This is a genomic window from Mesorhizobium sp. M0870, assembly GCF_040319775.1.
Lineage (GTDB): Bacteria > Pseudomonadota > Alphaproteobacteria > Rhizobiales > Rhizobiaceae > Mesorhizobium.
This window is the reverse complement of the sequence record NZ_JAMYOI010000017.1, coordinates 101717-118645: the sequence shown is the minus strand read 5'-3', so window position 1 is coordinate 118645 and position 16929 is coordinate 101717. Positions and strand designations below refer to the sequence as shown.

Annotated in this window: 16 protein-coding genes, 2 pseudogenes and 1 riboswitch; of the genes and pseudogenes, 9 read left to right on the top strand and 9 right to left on the bottom strand. The window is 62.1% G+C overall.

The window, feature by feature from the left end:
- Positions 1-2 precede the first annotated feature (2 nt).
- Positions 3-683, bottom strand: coding sequence for a queuosine precursor transporter (locus tag NKH97_RS21010; RefSeq protein WP_352441749.1), 681 nt, complete (start codon positions 681-683; stop codon positions 3-5).
- A 183-nt stretch (positions 684-866) separates the two neighbouring features.
- Positions 867-1163, bottom strand: a complete 297-nt coding sequence (gene rpmB / locus NKH97_RS21005; protein WP_013529373.1) for a 50S ribosomal protein L28 — start codon at positions 1161-1163, stop codon at positions 867-869.
- A gap of 272 nt (positions 1164-1435) precedes the next feature.
- On the opposite strand from rpmB, the gene NKH97_RS21000 reads away from it, so the two are divergent.
- From NKH97_RS21000 to NKH97_RS20990, 3 genes are read left to right on the top strand one after another with little or no spacing between them, the layout of a single operon-like run.
- Complete coding sequence (locus NKH97_RS21000) at positions 1436-2224, top strand: DUF3108 domain-containing protein (protein WP_023811078.1); 789 nt, start codon at positions 1436-1438, stop codon at positions 2222-2224.
- A 34-nt stretch (positions 2225-2258) separates the two neighbouring features.
- Complete coding sequence (yddG, locus tag NKH97_RS20995; RefSeq protein WP_352798706.1) at positions 2259-3236, top strand: aromatic amino acid exporter YddG; 978 nt, start codon at positions 2259-2261, stop codon at positions 3234-3236.
- Entirely contained in the window at positions 3233-3907 is a 675-nt protein-coding gene (locus NKH97_RS20990; protein WP_128304673.1) for a lysoplasmalogenase family protein, read from the top strand. The genes yddG and NKH97_RS20990 overlap by 4 nt, the downstream gene beginning before the upstream one ends.
- Positions 3908-3920: 13 nt before the next feature.
- On the opposite strand, the gene NKH97_RS20985 is transcribed toward NKH97_RS20990, so the two are convergent.
- Both NKH97_RS20985 and gloB read right to left on the bottom strand, forming a co-directional pair.
- Entirely contained in the window at positions 3921-4361 is a 441-nt protein-coding gene (locus NKH97_RS20985) for a cupin domain-containing protein (RefSeq protein ID WP_128304672.1), read from the bottom strand.
- A gap of 19 nt (positions 4362-4380) precedes the next feature.
- Positions 4381-5148: a hydroxyacylglutathione hydrolase gene (gene gloB / locus NKH97_RS20980; RefSeq protein WP_128304700.1), complete on the bottom strand. Its 768-nt coding sequence runs from the start codon at positions 5146-5148 to the stop codon at positions 4381-4383.
- A gap of 195 nt (positions 5149-5343) precedes the next feature.
- Between gloB and NKH97_RS20975 the strand changes: the two genes are divergently transcribed.
- From NKH97_RS20975 to NKH97_RS20965, 3 genes and pseudogenes are all read left to right on the top strand, one after another.
- Positions 5344-6126: a class I SAM-dependent methyltransferase gene (locus tag NKH97_RS20975; protein WP_352441747.1), complete on the top strand. Its 783-nt coding sequence runs from the start codon at positions 5344-5346 to the stop codon at positions 6124-6126.
- Positions 6127-6258: 132 nt separating this feature from the next.
- Positions 6259-8087 (top strand): annotated as a pseudogene (locus NKH97_RS20970) (ABC transporter ATP-binding protein/permease).
- A gap of 86 nt (positions 8088-8173) precedes the next feature.
- Positions 8174-8977 (top strand): DUF1194 domain-containing protein, encoded by an 804-nt coding sequence (locus NKH97_RS20965; RefSeq protein WP_352441745.1) that lies wholly within the window; start codon positions 8174-8176, stop codon positions 8975-8977.
- A 70-nt stretch (positions 8978-9047) separates the two neighbouring features.
- On the opposite strand, the gene NKH97_RS20960 is transcribed toward NKH97_RS20965, so the two are convergent.
- The gene (locus NKH97_RS20960) at positions 9048-9980 is read right to left on the bottom strand and encodes a glycosyltransferase family 2 protein (RefSeq protein ID WP_352441744.1); all 933 of its coding nucleotides are present in this window, start codon (positions 9978-9980) and stop codon (positions 9048-9050) included.
- 368 nt (positions 9981-10348) lie between these two features.
- Between NKH97_RS20960 and NKH97_RS20955 the strand changes: the two are divergent.
- A pseudogene (locus NKH97_RS20955) lies at positions 10349-10698 on the top strand (DUF1330 domain-containing protein).
- Between the two features lie 30 nt (positions 10699-10728).
- Here NKH97_RS20955 and NKH97_RS20950 read toward each other — a convergent pair.
- From NKH97_RS20950 to metX, 4 genes are all read right to left on the bottom strand, one after another.
- Entirely contained in the window at positions 10729-11736 is a 1008-nt protein-coding gene (locus NKH97_RS20950) for a glycosyltransferase family 2 protein (RefSeq protein ID WP_245273210.1), read from the bottom strand.
- Between the two features lie 163 nt (positions 11737-11899).
- Positions 11900-12754 carry a Stf0 family sulfotransferase gene (locus tag NKH97_RS20945; RefSeq protein ID WP_352774798.1) on the bottom strand — a complete coding sequence of 285 codons (855 nt, stop codon included), beginning with the start codon at positions 12752-12754 and terminating at the stop codon, positions 11900-11902.
- Positions 12703-13317, bottom strand: a complete 615-nt coding sequence (gene metW / locus NKH97_RS20940; protein ID WP_023811089.1) for a methionine biosynthesis protein MetW — start codon at positions 13315-13317, stop codon at positions 12703-12705. The genes NKH97_RS20945 and metW overlap by 52 nt, the downstream gene beginning before the upstream one ends.
- A 58-nt stretch (positions 13318-13375) precedes the next feature.
- Positions 13376-14545, bottom strand: a complete 1170-nt coding sequence (gene metX / locus NKH97_RS20935; protein ID WP_023811090.1) for a homoserine O-acetyltransferase MetX — start codon at positions 14543-14545, stop codon at positions 13376-13378.
- Positions 14546-14659: 114 nt separating this feature from the next.
- Positions 14660-14737: riboswitch (SAM riboswitch) on the bottom strand.
- Between the two features lie 136 nt (positions 14738-14873).
- On the opposite strand from metX, the gene hisC reads away from it, so the two are divergent.
- A complete protein-coding gene (hisC, locus tag NKH97_RS20930; RefSeq protein WP_023811091.1) occupies positions 14874-15983 on the top strand; it encodes a histidinol-phosphate transaminase in 1110 nt (369 codons plus the stop codon).
- 6 nt (positions 15984-15989) lie between these two features.
- A complete protein-coding gene (locus NKH97_RS20925; RefSeq protein ID WP_023811092.1) occupies positions 15990-16925 on the top strand; it encodes a prephenate/arogenate dehydrogenase family protein in 936 nt (311 codons plus the stop codon).
- Positions 16926-16929: the final 4 nt, after the last annotated feature.

Sequence of the window (16929 nt, the reverse complement as noted above, 5' to 3'; positions counted from 1 at the left end):
GTTTAAGCCGCTACCGCCGGCTGGCTCCAACGGGCCGCGAGCAGACGGTAGGGGATCAACGCCACCACGGCGATGATCAGCTTCACGCTGAGGTCGCCCAGCGCCCAGGAGATCCAACGCATCGCGTCGACATGGAAGATGCCCATCAAGGGTGCGTTTTCCAACGCAAAGCCGTCGTTGGGACCAGCGAAGGCGAAGGCGGCCGAGAACGCGACGGTGAAAAACACGGCGGTGTCGAACACCGACCCGACCAGCGTGCCGATGATCGGCGCGCGCCACCAGCTCTGCCGGCGCAGCCGGTTGAAGACGGTGACATCGAGCAGTTGCGCGCTGAGGAACGCCGCTCCGGACGCGGCCGCGATACGCACCAGCCGGTCGGCGGCGGTCTCGAGTTCGATCAGGCCGTGGCGGAACAGGAAGGGCGGGACAAGGATCGAGCAGATCACCGCCGTCATGAAGCCGACAAAGACGATCCGGCGCGCCGCAGTGGGTCCGTAGCGGCGGTTGGCGAGGTCGGTGACCAGGAACGAGAAGGGATAGGTGAAGGCCCCCCAGGTCAGAAGATCGGCCAGCGAGAGGCCGCCGATCTGACCCTGCATCGGGAATTGCACGAGAATGTTCGATGCCACGACGACAAGCGCCATGGCGGCCACGAATGGCAAATACCGCGAGAAGGAAGTCATTTTTTTATCCTGGGTAATGGAACCAGCCAAGCACCATGCCCATGCGGGCGATGCTTGCCTTCGTATGTGGGCACCGGATTGCCAAAACCTTGCGGCTTCGATCCGATGCTCAGGCCAACAAGATGTTGGCCAGAGGCCAACAAGAGGTCGGCCAGGGCGGTCGTCCCCCGCCTTTGAACTGTTTTAAGCGGCAGCCTGCTCGGCGGTCTTCTTGGCGATCTGCTTTTTCAGCAAACGGGCGCGCTGCGACAATTCCTTGACGTCTGCCTTGGCCAGGAAGGCGTCGAGGCCGCCGCGATGTTCGACCGAACGCAGCGCGTTGGCCGAAATGCGCAGGCGCACGTTCTGGTTCAGCGCTTCCGAAATCAGCGTCACATTGACGAGGTTCGGCAGGAAGCGACGCTTGGTCTTGTTGTTGGCGTGGCTCACATTGTTGCCGGACATGACTGCCTTGGCAGTGAGTTCGCAGGTGCGGGACATTGTTCTAACCTTCAGTTCTCGGGTCTGCCAAACACTCAAGCCCACGCCGGGTGGCGCGCGGTTCTGGTCAGGCGGCCTTATGGAAAAAGTTGGCGTTCCATAGTTGCATTTCGCCGAGGCGTCAAGCTCCGGCTTGCCCAGCCCCTGCATTGCCCACGGCGCGCCCGGCATTTTCATATTAAGGCCGGAATTCATCCTATAAGCGGTTCCATAGGGACATGCCAGACCGGAGTTGCCCGCCTCCGGCCCAAAATCAAGGACCCGATCCCGCCATGCTTCGTTCGCCACATGCCCTTGTTGCCATGCTTGCCATAGCTTTGCCGTCCGCCGCGTCTGCTGCCTCGCCGCAGTCGTTCAAGGGCGAGTACACGGTGTCGTTTCTTGGTCTTTCGATAGCGAAATCAACGTTTTCCAGCCGCTATGAGAACGGCGCCTACGCGATCCAAGGCAGTGTCACCGCGGCCGGTCTCGCCAAGCTGTTCGACGACACGCGCGGCACGATCTCGTCCAAAGGCACGATTGCGGGCAAAAAGATGGTGCCGCAGGCATTCCGCGCCGACTACACCTCCGGCAAGAAGGCATCGGTGGTCGATATCCGCTTTGCCAATGGCAGGGTCACTTCGACGAAGGTCGTACCGGCACCAGGCAAACGCGACCCCAAGAACTGGGTACCGCTCGGTGCCGGCGACCTGGCATCGGTGCTCGATCCCATGGCCGCCACCGTCATTCATGCCGACAGTCTCGACCAGGTCTGCGGCCGCACGGTGAAGTTCTATGACGGCGAGATGCGTGCCGACCTGACGTTGACCTACGCGTCGAAAGGCACGATCTCGGTCCCGGGCTACAAGGGCGACACCGTCACCTGCCAGATGGGCTTCGAGCCGGTGGCGGGTTATCGCAAGGGCCGCAAGGCGCTCAACTATCTCAAGAACAAAAGCCGCATGATGGTGACGTTTGCACCGCTCGGCCAAACCGGCGTATATGCGCCGATCCGTGCCACGGTTGGCACGCAGATCGGCACCTTGACCATCAGCGCCGGGCGTTTCGAAGCCGTACAATAGCCAGGCGCGGAATTGGCGCGCCACTGGAGACAGAATGGGGCGCGCAACACTGATCGGCTTTTCGGCGGTCGCCATGTGGGCGTTGCTCGCACTGCTCACCGATGCGTCGGGCCAGGTGCCGCCGTTCTTGCTGTCGGCGATCACCTTCTCGATCGGCACCGGCGTCGGGCTGGTCGCGCGGCTGTTCATGCCGGCACCCGACAAGAGCCAGAAGATACCGCCGCAGGTGTGGCTGATCGGCATTGCCGGCCTGTTCGGCTATCACTTTTTCTATTTCACCGCGCTGCGCAATGCGCCGGCGGTGGAGGCGAGCCTGATCGCCTATCTGTGGCCGCTGCTGATCGTGCTCGGCTCGGCGCTGATGCCGGGCGAAAAACTGGCCTGGAACCATGTCGTCGGTGCGCTGCTCGGCCTTGCCGGCACCGTGCTGATCGTCACCAAGGGCGGTGGGCTGGCCTTCGACGCCCGCTATTCCTTCGGCTATGCCATGGCTGCCGTCTGCGCCGTCCTGTGGTCGGCCTACTCGTTGTTGTCGCGGCGTTTCCCGTCGGTGCCGACCAGCATCGTCACCTGGTTCTGCGCGGCGACCGCGGTGCTGTCGCTCGCCTGCCACCTGGCGCTGGAACAGACGATTCTGCCTGACGGTGTCGGCCAGTGGCTGGCCGTGCTCGGCCTTGGCCTGATGCCGGTGGGTGCCGCCTTCTATGCCTGGGACATCGGCGTCAAGCGCGGCAACATCCAGGTGCTGGGTGCTGCAAGCTATGCGGCGCCGCTGTTGTCGACGCTGGTGCTGATCGCGGCCGGCGTCGCCGAGCCGTCGCTGCGCATCCTCGCCGCCTGCGTGCTCATCACCGGCGGCGCGGTGCTCGCCGCAAAATCCCTGTTCCTGCGCAAGCCGGCTGCGGTCGAGAGCGGAGCCGAGGCATCCGAAAGCGGAGCCGGGGCATCCGAAGACGGAGCCCGGGCATCCGAAGACGGAGCCCGGGCATCCGAAGGCGGAGCCAAGGCATGACGATGCCGTTTGCGGGCGGCATCGACGCCAATGCCAATGCGACACTGATTTTTTCGCTGGCGGCGGCGGTCATCTACGCCTTCACGCTTGGCATGCCGCCGACGCTGGCCCGCTCGGCCGCAAAGACGCTTGCCGTAGCGATGCTTGCCGTGCTGGCGGGGCTGCAAGGCGGCCCGCTGCTGCTGGTCGCCGCGCTCGCACTCAGCGCCGTTGGCGACGCCTTCCTGTCACGCGACGGCGAAAAGGCCTTTCTCGGCGGGCTGGCCAGTTTTCTTGTCGCTCACATCGTCTATGTCGCGCTGTTCCTGCGCAGCGGTGGCGGGTTGGGAGTGCTTGGCGCCGAGCCGTGGCGCGGAGCGATCGCGCTCGCCATGGCGGTGTTCGTGGTCATCGTGCTGGCGGCGCTGTGGCGTCGTGTCGGTCCCAGCCTGCGTATCCCGATCACCGTCTATATCGCCGCGATCCTGGCAATGGGCATCTCGGCGCTGACAACAAGCAATATGTGGGTGATCGGTGGCGCCGTGCTGTTCATGGCATCGGACGGGCTGCTCGCCACGGAGAAATTCCTGGTCGCCGCCATCTCGCCCCACCGCGCCTGGATGCGCTTCGCCGTCTGGGCGCTGTACTACGCCGCCCAGCTCGCGACCACGCTAGGCTTCCTGCTAAATTAGGGCTCTTGCCAAGTTAGGATTGTCCAGGCTGCCAGCCGGGTGCCGCCAGTTCAAAGGCCGCAAACTCGAAGCCCGGCGCGACGGTGCAGCCGACCAGCGTCCATTCGCCCAGGCTGCGCGCCGATTGCCACCAGCCTGCGGGCACGACGATCTGCGGCCGCTCACCGGCTGCGAGATCGATACCGAGGACTTGTTCTATGACCTGATCAACCTTCGGGCTGCCTTCTTCCCACATCGACAGCGCCAGCGGGGCGCCGGCATGGAAATGCCAGACCTCGGCGGCATCCTTGACCCGGTGCCAGGCCGAAACCTGATGCTCCTCAAGCAGGAAATAGATGGCAGTCGAATGGCCGCGCGCGCCGCCGGTGCCATCGCGAAAGGTCTCGGCATACCAGCCGCCTTCCGGATGCGGCTTCAGCCCGAGCGTCGCGATAATTTCTGCGGAGCTGGTCATGGCGACGATACCACCGGGCCTAGAAATTGTCCTTGCGCTTGCGGATTTCGGCAAAGACCTCGGCGTCCGAAGCTTTCTCCAGCCCCAGATGCTTGCGGATCGCCGGATCGTGCCAGCGCAGGAAGGGATTGGTCGACAGCTCCTCGCCGATCGTCGTCGGCAGCGTCGGCTTATTGTCGGCGCGCAGCTTTTCGATCTTGGCGGCGCGTTCCTTCAATGCCGAATTCGTCGGGTCGACGGTCAGCGCGAAACGGGCGTTGGCGAGCGTGTATTCATGACCGCAATAAATAATCGTTTCGGCCGGAAGCGCGGCCAGCTTCTTCAGCGAATCGTACATCACCGGCGGCTTGCATTCGAACAGCCGTCCGCAACCCAGCGCAAACAGCGTGTCGGCGGTGAACGCCACACCCGAAGCCGGCAAATAGTAGGAAACGTGGCCGGCGGTGTGGCCGGGCGTGGCGATGACTTCGATCTTTTCATCGCCAAGATGGAGGACCGAGCCGTCTTCGACGGTTTCGTCGATGCCGGGGATATTGGCCTTTTCCGCTTCCGGGCCGACGATGCGCAGCTTGAAGCGCTCCTTCAACGCAAGATTGGCCTCGACGTGATCCATGTGATGATGCGTGGTCAGGATCATCGTCGGCGTCCAGCCGGTGCGCTTTATCGCGGCCAGGATAGGCGCTTCCTCGGGCGCGTCGATGATCGCGGTCTGGCCGCTTTTGGGATCATGCACCAGCACGCCGAAATTGTCGCTGCGGCACATGAACTGTTCGATTTCGACCGGCATCGCATCTCTCCGTTTATGGCCGCAGACATAGGGCGCCGGCGCGTGGATGTCATCCTGGATGTTGAAGACATCCTGGATGTGAGCAACATTCCGGGACGTTGAACAACATCCCGCAATGTCTAGTGACATTCCCGGAATGCCAGGTCGTCGCGGCCTGTTGTTGAAACCCGCCGATATCGCGGCTACATCCCTGCCATGCATTCCGACATCGTCGATCTTCGCTCCTTCTATTCGACAACACTCGGCCGTTTCGCCGAGCGTTCGATCACCATGGCGTTGTCGTCGATATGGGCGGTCGTGCCCAACGAGCGGCTGGTTGGTCTGGGCTACACCTTGCCGTGGTTGGAGCGGTTCGGCACCGACGCCGAGCGGGTCTTCGCCTTCATGCCGGCGACGCAGGGCGCGGTGGTGTGGCCGGCGACAGGGCCGACGGCGACGGCACTGGTCTTCGACGAGGAACTGCCGCTGGTCGATTCCTGCATCGACCGCATGCTGCTCGTCCATTCGCTCGAACATGTCGAGAACCCACGTGAGACGCTGAACGAGATCTGGCGCGTGCTGTCGCCGGCTGGCCGGGTCGTCATCGTCGTGCCCAACCGGCGCGGTGTCTGGGCGCGCTTCGAGCACACCCCATTCGGCAATGGCCGGCCCTTTTCGCGCGGCCAGCTAACCGAATTGCTGCGCGAGGCGAATTTTACGCCCGCCGCCTGGTCCGATGCGCTGTTCTTTCCGCCGTCGAGGCGCCGTTTCATGATGCGCTTCCACAATGTGCTGGAGCGCGCCGGCCGGCGGCTGTGGCCGATCTTTTCCGGCGTCATCGTCGTCGAGGCGCAGAAACGGCTCTATCAAGGCGTGCCCGTCGTCCAGCGCGCCTCGCGCCGCGTCTTCGTGCCGGTGCTGTCGCCGCATGGCGCCACCCGGCTTGGCCGTCACAAAGCCGGTGCCGAGCCCTCGGCTGCGCGGGTGACGGCTTCGTGATCACGGCAAGCGTGCCTGACGTCGTTTCCCTGCCTATCTGTCGCAAGCGGACCGACAGCCCATCCGGCAGCCCATACGAACGCCTGTCAAGTTTCTCCATCCGGTTTCAGCACTGACGCAAGGACCTCGGCCATGGCTGATCAACCGGACAATGCCGCCGCCGTTCAGCCGGTTGCCGTGGCGGTCGAAGCCAGCAGCCTGCGCGATCAGGTGATGACGATCCGGCGGGCGCTGGCGGGATCGCCGGTTCGCAAATGGTTGCAGTGGACATCGGTCGGCATCATGGCCGTGATCATTGCAACGTCGATCGGCCAGGTTCTGCTCAACCGCTGGAACCAGCCTTTCTACGATGCGCTTGCGCGCCGCGACATGGCGGCCTTCCTGCACCAGCTCCTCGTCTTCGCGATGATCGCCGGCGGGCTGCTGGTGCTCAATATCGGCCAGACCTGGCTCAACCAGATGATCAGGCTCAAACTGCGCGAGGCGCTGACGCTGGATCTGATCGATCAGTGGATGCGGCCGGCGCGCGCCTTCCGGTTGGCCAATGCCGGCGCCATCGGCGTCAATCCCGACCAGCGCATGCAGCAGGACGCCGCGCATCTGTCCGACCTGTCAACCGATCTCGGCGTCGGCCTGCTGCAGTCGTGCATCCTGCTGGTGTCCTTCGTCGGGGTGCTGTGGGAGCTGTCCTCGGGCTTCGTGTTCCACATCGGCGGGACCTCGCTGGCCATACCGGGCTACATGGTCTGGGCCGCCATCCTTTACGCCGGCATCGCCTCCTGGCTGAGCTGGCTGGTCGGGCGCCCGCTCATCCGCCTGAACAGCGACCGCTATACACGCGAAGCCGAGCTGCGCTCCTCGATGGTGCGCGTCAACGAGAATGTCGATGCCATTGCGTTGTATCATGGCGAGGCCGACGCCAGGCGGCGGCTCGAACTCGATCTCGGCACGGTGCTGGGCGCCATGCGGCGCATCTACACCGCCCAGATCAACCTGTCCTGGGTGACCGATACCTATGGCTGGATCACCGTCGTGGCGCCCATACTGGTCGCTTCGCCGGTCTATTTCTCAGGTGATATCAGCTTTGGCGGGCTGATGATGGCGGTCGGCGCCTTCAACCAGGTCCACTCCTCCTTGCGCTGGTTCATCAACAACATCGGCAGTATCGCCGATTGGCGCGCCACGCTGATGCGCGTGGCCGATTTCCGCATCGCGCTCGATGAAACCGATGCGCTGCACGACACCGAAAAGCGCATCGCCTTCGGCCAAAACGTCAATGGCAGCCTGACTTTCGAGAAGCTCGAAGTGACCTCGCCGGAGGGTTGCACCAGACTCGCCGACCCGCATGTCGAAATCCGCCCCGGCGAGCGCGTCATGATCACCGGCGACCCCGGTGCGGGCAAGACGCTGTTCTTTCGTGCCATTGCCGGCCTGTGGCCATGGGGAAGCGGCCGGATCGGCCTGCCGGCGGGAGAAACCCCCATATTCGTGCCGCGCGTGCCTTATTTTCCGGTCGGCACGTTGCGCGAAGTCCTCGATCACCCGAACGGGCCCGCGCCGGCGAACGATGCCGACATTTCGGCGGTGCTGGCCGAGGTCGGCCTGGGACGGCTATCCTCGTCGCTCGACCGCGCCGGGCGTTGGGACCATGAGTTGGGCGATGACGAACAACGCTCGCTGGCCTTCGCCAGGCTCACGTTGCGGCAGCCGAAATGGGTGATCATCGATGAGGCGCGCTGGATGCGTTCGACGGCCCATCGCTAAGACGCGTGCTGTCGATGCTCGAGAAGCGTTTGCCGGGGACAGCGATCCTCAACATCGGGCGCGGCCAGCACAACAACCACTTCTTCCCCCGCGCGTTGACGATCGTCAAGGATTCCGGTGCGCCAGCCCTGAAGCCCGCCCGCGTCAGGGCCGGCGCGATCGAACCGCCGCCAGCCGCCGCTCGTCGCAAGAAATGAGCTGATTTCCGGGCGAGGGAAGCAGAGCTTTATTTTGCCGCGATCGCGAGGGAAGCTCCTCGGGAGAAACAATCTTGGCGACGGCCATGCTTGATGCTCTGCGCCTGCTTGCCTGTCTTGCCTGCGCCCAGGCTGCCCCGGCCGCCTCGCCGCCGGATGCGCTCGCCGTCGACGTCGAGCTGGTGCTGGCGGTCGACATCTCGCTGTCGATGGACGAGAAGGAGTTCGCCCTGCAGCGGGCCGGTTATGTCGAGGCGCTGCGGCATCCCGACTTCATCAAGGCTGTCCGCGCCGGCGCCAAGGGCCGCATAGCGCTGACCTATTTCGAATGGGCCGGCACGGTGCGCGACGACGCGGTTATCGGCTGGCAGATTATCGATAGTGCCGAGAGCGCGAACAGCTTTGCCGACAAGGTCGCGGCTCGTCCGTTCCGCAGCTTTCGCGGCACTTCGATTTCCGGCGCGCTGGCCTTCGGCACCGAGCTTTTCGACCGCACGTCTTTCCAGGGCGAACGCAGCGTCATCGACATTTCGGGCGACGGACCGAACAATATCGGGCCGCCGGTCACCGCGACGCGTGATGCGGCGACTGCCAAAGGCATCATCGTCAACGGCCTGCCGATCCTGATCAGCCCGTCGCCCACCTTCAGCCATCTCGACCAGTATTATGCGCAGTGCGTGATCGGCGGACCCGGTTCCTTCGTGCTGCCTATCTATGCCGCCGCCGAGTTTTCGACAGCCATCCGGCGGAAGCTGCTCCTGGAAGTGAGCGGCATTCAGGACGAGGTGAGAAGTGTCCCCGTCGACGCGGCGACGCCGATAGACTGCCTGCAAGGCGAACGGGACAGGCGGTTTCTATCGGATCCGTATTTTCCCGAACTTGACCGTTGAGCTCTCGACAGAGGGGTTAACGCGATCCGGAGGAAAAACCATTCCACAATTTCCCGGAATCCCTATCGGTTTAAGCGGGCCGGGCACCAAATTGATTGCGAAACTCGTTGGAGAGATCGCGGCGCCAGCGCCGGCCATGGACATAGCCTTGCATCAATTCCGGCAGCGAATAGCCAAGCGTTTTGGATGAACGGTTGGCCATGTAGCCCTGAAATGCCTCCGGTATCCTGCCTCGCAGGATGTCGGCGATGAGCTGCCGCGAGATCATGTAAGGCGGAATGTGCGGGTAGGCATGGGCAATATGCGGATGTTTGCCCATCAGGTTCGCATAGGCCTCGACATAGCCGTCACGGCGGCCGGAAATCGAGTTCTCCGAATTGTATTTCGTCCAGTCCAGATCCCTGGACAACTGCGCACCGAAGCGCCGGGCAAGGCGCAGCAGCAATTCGCGATCCTGCATGCGGGTGATGTCGCTGTCGTAGCCGCCGATGGCCAGCAAGGCTTCGCGGCGAGCGGTGATCGCGGAGCCGGCAATGAAGATGGTCTGCCCAACCAGCGTCCGCTCCAGCATTGCGGGGCTCACGAACGCCTCGGGGTTGACGCAGTTTGTGATGCGATTGCCTTTCAGGGACACGAACGAACTGATCAGCACTTGCAGTGCAGGATTCTCATCGAACCAGGTCAGGGTTCGTTCAAGCCGGTGCGGCATGTAGATGTCGTCGGAATCGAGGAACGTCACCAACGGTGCCCGCGCGCGCTCGATGCCGGCATTCCTGGCAGCGTTGGCGCCTCGCCATTTCGCCCCGACATAGATCAGCCGCGGGTCCTGGATACGGGCCAGCGCCGCTTCGGTTCCATCAGCCGAACCATCGTCGACGACAATGTGCTCAAGCCTCGACATGCTCTGGGAGAGTACGCTTTCCACGGCGCGCAACACCGTTTCGCGTCGGTTGTGGGTCGGCGTAATGACCGTGATGAGAGGTGTTGGTTGGATCCCGGCCATGTCTGTCAGCTGTTTCCTGCGCAGGGTTGCGCGTCTGTCCAGGACTTTTCGATTTTCAGAACGGTCGAATGGATTGGACTTCCCTTCCTCTACACCGCATCACAGTCGGCGCGACGCTACAAAAAACGACTGCCCCTGTCACCCACCGTGCCGGTACTCAATCCGCGCGAGACAACGAATCCCCGCTGCTAGCGTTCCAATTGCAACAGCACCGCCGCACATAGCATTGCGAATCACCATGGAAGCAACCCATCATGACAGGTAGCATACATCTCATTACCTCAGACGTAATCGCTTAGCGCTCGGCGTTTGGTCAGATTGCCCATGCGAGGCCGGCAACTCGGCTTCGATGACAAGGGAGTCCAGTCATGGCCGCTTACGCCGTCGCCCATATGCGCCAAGCCGCAATGGGTCCGCAGATCGTCGAATATCTGCACAAGATCGATGCCACGCTGGAACCTTTCGGCGGCCGTTTTCTGGTTCATGGCGGCGATGTGGAGGTGATCGAGAACGACTGGCCTGGCCATCTGATCATCATAGAATTCCCGACAGGCAGCATGTGCGTGGCTGGTACAATTCGCCCGCCTACCGGGCGATACTGGCGCTGCGCACGGACAATTCGGAGGCGGATGTCGTGTTCGTCGACGGCGTCGAACATCCGCACAAGGCCACGGATGTTCTGGAACAATCGACGGGTCAAGGATCAATTGGACGCTGAACCGCGGTTCAAGGAAGGGCGGTAAAGCGTCTAGCTGTGCCCAACATAGTCGGGCACAGTTTCAATTTTGTCACGAACCATGCCAGTCGCAAAACTGAACTGGCCCCAAAACGCCAAACCATAAAATGCCTGACCGACAATCAGAGAAAAGGGAACCTGCCAAAGCGGCATCCCCGTTTCCCGGGCATGGCCTACGATCCGTCGTGTCGTGCGCCATGACATGGTGAGCCACCGGCTGAAAGACTTGACTATCCGTCGCGCGCGGCTCGGCGAATTGAGCGCAACGAACTTCCGGTCGGCGTCGCGACCTGTAACCAGGGCGCGCCAGTAAAAGAACCGCCAGCCCCGCGGCGAATAGTGATAAACGCGTGCGTCGACATTATGAATTTTGTGGCCCTCCCGCAGCAGTTCGCGCATCAGCAAAGTGCAGGAAACCTTGAAGCCGTTATGTTTTGGAAAAGGATGGCTGACGATCCACTCGCGTCGAAACGCTACATTGTTAGCGTTGATCGCTCGCTTCGAGGCAAATCGCCCGTCTCCACGGGCCATCGGGAAAAACCAGATCAACGCAAACGTTCTTGAAAAGAAATCGTCGTATGAGAGGTATGTATATCCGTTTGCGCAGATAACTTCAGAGTTTTCAAAGGGCTCAAGCAGTCCTGGTAGCCATCCTGGTTCCGCGACCACGTCGGAATCCATAAAGATGACGATATCTCCGTCCGATGCCAGCATGCCGTTGTTCTTCAGGTCGTAATATCGGCCGCCAGGGAAAGCCGTGAAGACGAGTTCGGCAACCTGACCGAGCTGCGGGGCCTCATTCGAAATCTCACGACGCAACGCATCCTCGTCCGACTCTGCTCCCCCGTGAGAAATAACGATCCTTGGTCGCACTAAACCGGTTGCTGAAACCGATGTGATTTCCCGAGCCAAGGCCTTCATCCCAACGCCGATCTCGTCCCAGTCGATCGATTTTGCATTCTCCATTTCGACGACGAGTGAATACGTTGGACGCTCTTGAGCCATATCTGAACCGATCAAGTTATTAGTGCCGATGTGGCTATAACGCTCTCGGCGGGCTGTCAAACCAGCGTGCAATAAGAATTTGTGCTCGTGATCGCCATGGACGGCGATGCGCTTTGATCAATAACATCGCATCTCTGGCGCCCCTGGATGCTTCGTGTTCTCGTACAATGCCGTTCGATCAGATCGAGAACCTTGAGCTCCTCTTTTTAAGAAAACCGCGACGGCAATTGTTGGCATGGAAGTTCGACGTGTCAGAATATTCCGCCAAGAACCGCTCTCTCCACTCCTCATTGATGGTGTCTCGTTGAATATCGAGGCCCGAATCGAGATCAGACCCGGGTTTCAAGACAAGCTTGGCGTCGACCAGAGATGCAGCCCTTTCAAGGCAGGTCCGTGGATGTTCAAGGAGTTCTTCGTATGTCAGTGATAGGAAGGACAATCCGTTTTTTGCAAACCAGACATCCCAGGCCAGATTTTCCAGGATGATTTTTTCAAGCGAGTCCGCGATTGCTTTGCCGTCGTAGCATGGTCTCTTCTGATCGGCCTCGGTAGAGCGGAACCGACCACTCTGACGAGCGCGGGTCCACGAAACTGCTTGACCAACGAGGTCCCCACGCGTCAACCGCATATAGCGCAGCTTTGGAAGGCTTGCGGGGAGATCCACGGTTTTGGCAACCTGTGAAAACTGGCTGGCAAACAGTTTGACCGCGTAAATCCCGGAGGGAGACCGCCCGTCCTTCAGTGCATGCAAAACCTGGGCACGGGGGTCGCGGGGATAGTTCGGCATTTCTAGAACACGACGGCCCCCGAACCACTCGAGTGGGTTGCCAAGCCCGGTGGCTGCCATCAATCCGGCTAGGTGGTTGCTGCCACTGCGCGGTGAGGTGCAGATGAGAATTCCGGCTTTCAACCCAGCCCGCATGTCCGGTGGGATTTCAACTGGCAGAGGGCGCCTACGAAAGAGATACATGGCGATCAATATTACCGTTTCAGCAAGAACACTGCCTGCTGGCCGAAGAAGTTCCAGAACCACCACGGCATCGACAGGCCGATCTTCTGGCCGGCGGCGTCGAGAGCGGTTGCCTTCTCGACGGTCGCGCCGAGCTCGTCGCACAGATTGACGAAGTCGCGGATGGTGCAGAAATGGATGTTGGGCGTGTCGTACCAGGAATAGGGCAGGTCCTTGGTCACCGGCATGCGGCCCTGGATGAACAGCGACAGGCGCACCCGCCAGTGGCCGAAATTGGGGAAGGACACGATGGCGCGGTTGCCGATCCTGAGCAGTTCGTCGAGCACCAGCTTCGGGTTGCGGGTGGCCTGCAGGGTCTGCGACAGGACGACGAAGTCAAAGCCCTTGTCGGGATAGAATTCGAGATCCTTGTCGGCATCGCCCTGGATGACCGAGAGGCCTCGCGCCACGCATTCATTGACGCCGCGCTGCGACAGCTCAAGTCCACGGCCGTCGACCTGCTTGGTGTCCTGCAGCAATTCGAGCAGCGAGCCGTCGCCCGAACCGACATCGAGCACGCGCGACTGTGGCGGGATGAGGTTGGCGACGACTTCTAGGTCGACGCGCTGGTCGCGGTTGACGCTCATGGCTTCGCCTCCTGCCTGGCGCATGATCTCGATCCGAAAAGCCTGCAATTTTTCGGGGTCATGCGCTGAGCCCTCTCGCCCGGGCCGCCGAGCCGATGAAGCCGTTTATGGCGGCAAACAGTTCCGGCTCGTCGAGCAGGAATGCGTCGTGGCCGCGGTCGGTTTCGATCTCGACGAAGGATACCGATGCGCCGGCGGCGTTGAGCGCATGCACGATCGAGCGGCTCTCCTCGGTCGGAAACAGCCAGTCCGAGGTGAAAGACACCAGGCAGAAGCGGGTTTTCGTTCCGGCGAAGGCATCGGCCAACCGGCCGCCATGGTCGGCGGCAAGGTCGAAATAGTCCATCGACCGCGTCATGTAGAGGTAGGAGTTGGCGTCGAAGCGATCGACGAAGGTCATGCCCTGATGGCGCAGATAGCTTTCGATCTGGAAGTCGGCGTCGAAGCCGAAGGTCAGCGCTTCGCGATCCTGCAAATTGCGGCCGAATTTCCGGTGCAGCGCGGCTTCCGACAGATAGGTGATGTGGGCGGCCATGCGTGCCACCGCCAAGCCCTTTTCCGGGCGTTTGCCGTGCTCGAAATATTTGCCGCCATGCCAGTCCGGATCGGCCATGACAGCCTGCCGGCCGACCTCATGAAAGGCGATGTTCTGCGAGGAATGGCGCGCGCCGGTGGCGATCGGCAGCGCCGAGAAGACGCGCTCCGGATAGCTCGATGCCCATTCCAGCACCTGCATGCCGCCCATAGAGCCGCCGAGCACGCAGAACAGCTTTTCGATGCCGAAATGGTCAATCAGCATCTGCTGCGCCCGCACCATGTCGCGGATGGTGATAATGGGCAGGTCAAGCCCATAGGGCTTGTCGGTGGCGGGATTGGTCGAGGCCGGACCGGTGGACCCAAGGCAACCACCGATGACGTTGGAGCAGATGACGAAGAAGCGATTGGTGTCGATGATCTTGCCGGGGCCGATCAACACTTCCCACCAGCCAGGCTTGCCGGTCACCGGATTGGTGCTGGCGACGTGCTGGTCTCCGGTCAGTGCATGGCAGACGAGGATGGCGTTGGAGCGGGCATCGTTCAGCGTGCCGTAGGTCTGGTAGGCGATCTGGAACGGTGACAGCAGCGTGCCGGCGTCCAGCTTGAGCGGCTTGTCGGATCCAAAACGCAAAACCGGGCTCGACGGTTGGTCGACCTCGTTGTTGGTTTTGCGGGCACGCAGAACGGCCATGACATCCATCTCACACTTTGAGCCCACGCATCGCGCTTGTCGAAAGTCGATGCCGATCCGGGTGTCCGGCCGGCGCGGACAACAAAAAACCGGCATTGCGGTTGCAAAGCCGGTTACAGGATGCAAACGGCCCTTTAGCAAGTTGTTTAACGTGGCTGCAAGCCGACCGGCCAAATCACCACGGAAGTCCGCTCCCCTTCTAGGGCTGTGGCGCGCCGGCGTCAACGGCCAGCCTTGGGCGGTGGCTGTCGCCTCTCGACATTGCAGGCCACGGCTTGTATTTCCGCTGCGGCTTCCCTCAGGAAGCGTTCTCGACGGATTTTGCGACATGAGCCAGACACCGGACCAGGCACGTCCAACCCCGCGCGCGGGCATCATGGACATAGACGCCTATGTGCCGGGCAAGAGCACGGCGCCCGCGGGCGTCGCCAAGGTTCACAAGCTGTCCTCGAACGAGAATCCGCTAGGGCCCTCGCCGAAAGCGATCGAAGCCGCGCGCGAGATTGCCGGAAAGCTCGACGTCTATCCAGATGGCACCGCCAGGCGGCTGCGCGAAGCGATCGCCGAGGTGCATGGTCTCAACCCGCAGAACATCATTTGCTCCAACGGCTCCGACGAGATCCTCGGCCTGCTGGCGCAGACTTATCTGGCGCCCGGCGACGAGGCTGTCATCACCGAACACGCCTTCATGGTCTACAAGATCTACATCCAGTCGGCAGGTGCCGTTCCGGTGACGATCAAGGAAAGAGACGAGCGCGCCGATATCGACGCCATCCTCGCAGCCGTCACGCCGCGCACCAAGATCGTGTTCCTGGCCAATCCCAACAATCCGACCGGCACCTATGTGCCTTTCCAGGAGGTGCGCCGCCTGCATGCCGGCCTGCCCAGGCACGTGCTTCTGGTGCTAGACGCGGCCTATGCCGAATATGTCCGCCGCAACGACTATGAGGCCGGCATCGAGCTGGTCGGTGCTGCCCAGAACGTGGTGATGACCCGTACCTTCTCCAAGATCGGCCTCGGCGGAGCGCGGATCGGCTGGATGTATGCGCCGATGCATATCGTCGACGCCATCAACCGCGTGCGGGGTCCCTTCAACGTCAATGCGACGGCGATCGAGGCCGGTATCGCAGCCATCCGCGACCGCGCCCATGTCGAGCGCAGCGTGGCGCACAACGAGACCTGGCTGGCCTGGCTGAGCGAGGAATTCACAAAGCTCGGGCTGCGGGTAACGCCGAGCGTCGGCAATTTCGTCCTCGTTCATTTTCCTGACGATCAGAAGCATTCGGCGGCGGCGGCGGACGACTATCTGACGGCGCGCGGCTATATATTGCGGCGCGTTTCGGGCTATGGCTTTCCCAACGCGTTGCGCATGACCGTCGGCACCGAAGAAGCCAATCGCGGCGTTGTCGCCGCTCTCACGACATTTCTGAAAAGCTAGAACGCCATGACATCACCGATGTTTGAAAAGATCGCGCTGGTCGGCATCGGCCTGATCGGCTCGTCGCTGGCCCGCGTCATCCGCCGCGAGGGGCTGGCCCGTCACGTGGCCATATCAACGCGCAGTGCGGCGACGCTGGCGCGAGCCGAGGAACTCGGGCTCGGCGATAGCTATACCACCGATGCGAAAGAGGCGGTCCGCGATGCCGACCTAGTCGTCATTTCGGTGCCGGTCGGCTCATCCGGCGCGGTGGCCGAGGAAATCGCGCCGGCGCTGAAGAAGGGCGCGATCCTCACCGATGTCGGCTCGACCAAGGCGTCTGTCATCGCGCAGATGCAGCCTTATGTCCCTGAAGGCGTCCATTTCATTCCCGGCCACCCGCTGGCGGGCACGGAAAAATCCGGCCCCGACGCCGGCTTCGCCGACCTGTTCGACAATCGCTGGTGCATCTTCACGCCGCTGCCCGATACCGACGCGGACGCGCTGGAGCGGCTGTCGGAGTTCTGGCGCCGCTGCGGCGCCAACATCGATACCATGGACCCGCAGCATCACGACATGACGCTGGCCATCGTCTCGCACCTGCCGCACATCATCGCCTACAACATCGTCGGCACCGCCGACGATCTGCAGTCGGTGACCAAGTCCGAAGTGATCAAATATTCGGCTTCCGGCTTCCGCGACTTCACGCGTCTTGCCGCTTCCGATCCGACCATGTGGCGGGATGTGTGCCTGCACAACAAGGACGCCATCCTCGAAATGCTGGCGCGGTTCTCGGAAGATCTGGCGTCCCTGCAACGCGCGATCCGCTGGGGGGACGGCGAAAAACTCTTCGACCTGTTCACCCGCACCCGCGCTGTGCGCCGCTCGATCATCGAGGCCGGCCAGGACATCGACGTGCCCGATTTCGGTCGCCAGGCCGTCGAGCATCCCGCGAAGGGCTAAGTCA

What these genes read in the sequence shown, in the direction of transcription:
- metX (WP_023811090.1), bottom strand. Translation starts at nt 14,545, where the DNA reads ATGGCCGTTCTGCGTGCCCGCAAAACCAACAACGAGGTCGACCAACCG.
- NKH97_RS20985 (WP_128304672.1), bottom strand. Translation starts at nt 4,361, where the DNA reads ATGACCAGCTCCGCAGAAATTATCGCGACGCTCGGGCTGAAGCCGCAT.
- NKH97_RS21000 (WP_023811078.1), top strand. Translation starts at nt 1,436, where the DNA reads ATGCTTCGTTCGCCACATGCCCTTGTTGCCATGCTTGCCATAGCTTTG.
- NKH97_RS20960 (WP_352441744.1), bottom strand. Translation starts at nt 9,980, where the DNA reads ATGGCCGGGATCCAACCAACACCTCTCATCACGGTCATTACGCCGACC.
- NKH97_RS20990 (WP_128304673.1), top strand. Translation starts at nt 3,233, where the DNA reads ATGACGATGCCGTTTGCGGGCGGCATCGACGCCAATGCCAATGCGACA.
- NKH97_RS21010 (WP_352441749.1), bottom strand. Translation starts at nt 683, where the DNA reads ATGACTTCCTTCTCGCGGTATTTGCCATTCGTGGCCGCCATGGCGCTT.
- yddG (WP_352798706.1), top strand. Translation starts at nt 2,259, where the DNA reads ATGGGGCGCGCAACACTGATCGGCTTTTCGGCGGTCGCCATGTGGGCG.
- metW (WP_023811089.1), bottom strand. Translation starts at nt 13,317, where the DNA reads ATGAGCGTCAACCGCGACCAGCGCGTCGACCTAGAAGTCGTCGCCAAC.
- NKH97_RS20975 (WP_352441747.1), top strand. Translation starts at nt 5,344, where the DNA reads ATGCATTCCGACATCGTCGATCTTCGCTCCTTCTATTCGACAACACTC.
- NKH97_RS20965 (WP_352441745.1), top strand. Translation starts at nt 8,174, where the DNA reads ATGCTTGATGCTCTGCGCCTGCTTGCCTGTCTTGCCTGCGCCCAGGCT.
- hisC (WP_023811091.1), top strand. Translation starts at nt 14,874, where the DNA reads ATGAGCCAGACACCGGACCAGGCACGTCCAACCCCGCGCGCGGGCATC.
- rpmB (WP_013529373.1), bottom strand. Translation starts at nt 1,163, where the DNA reads ATGTCCCGCACCTGCGAACTCACTGCCAAGGCAGTCATGTCCGGCAAC.
- NKH97_RS20925 (WP_023811092.1), top strand. Translation starts at nt 15,990, where the DNA reads ATGACATCACCGATGTTTGAAAAGATCGCGCTGGTCGGCATCGGCCTG.
- gloB (WP_128304700.1), bottom strand. Translation starts at nt 5,148, where the DNA reads ATGCCGGTCGAAATCGAACAGTTCATGTGCCGCAGCGACAATTTCGGC.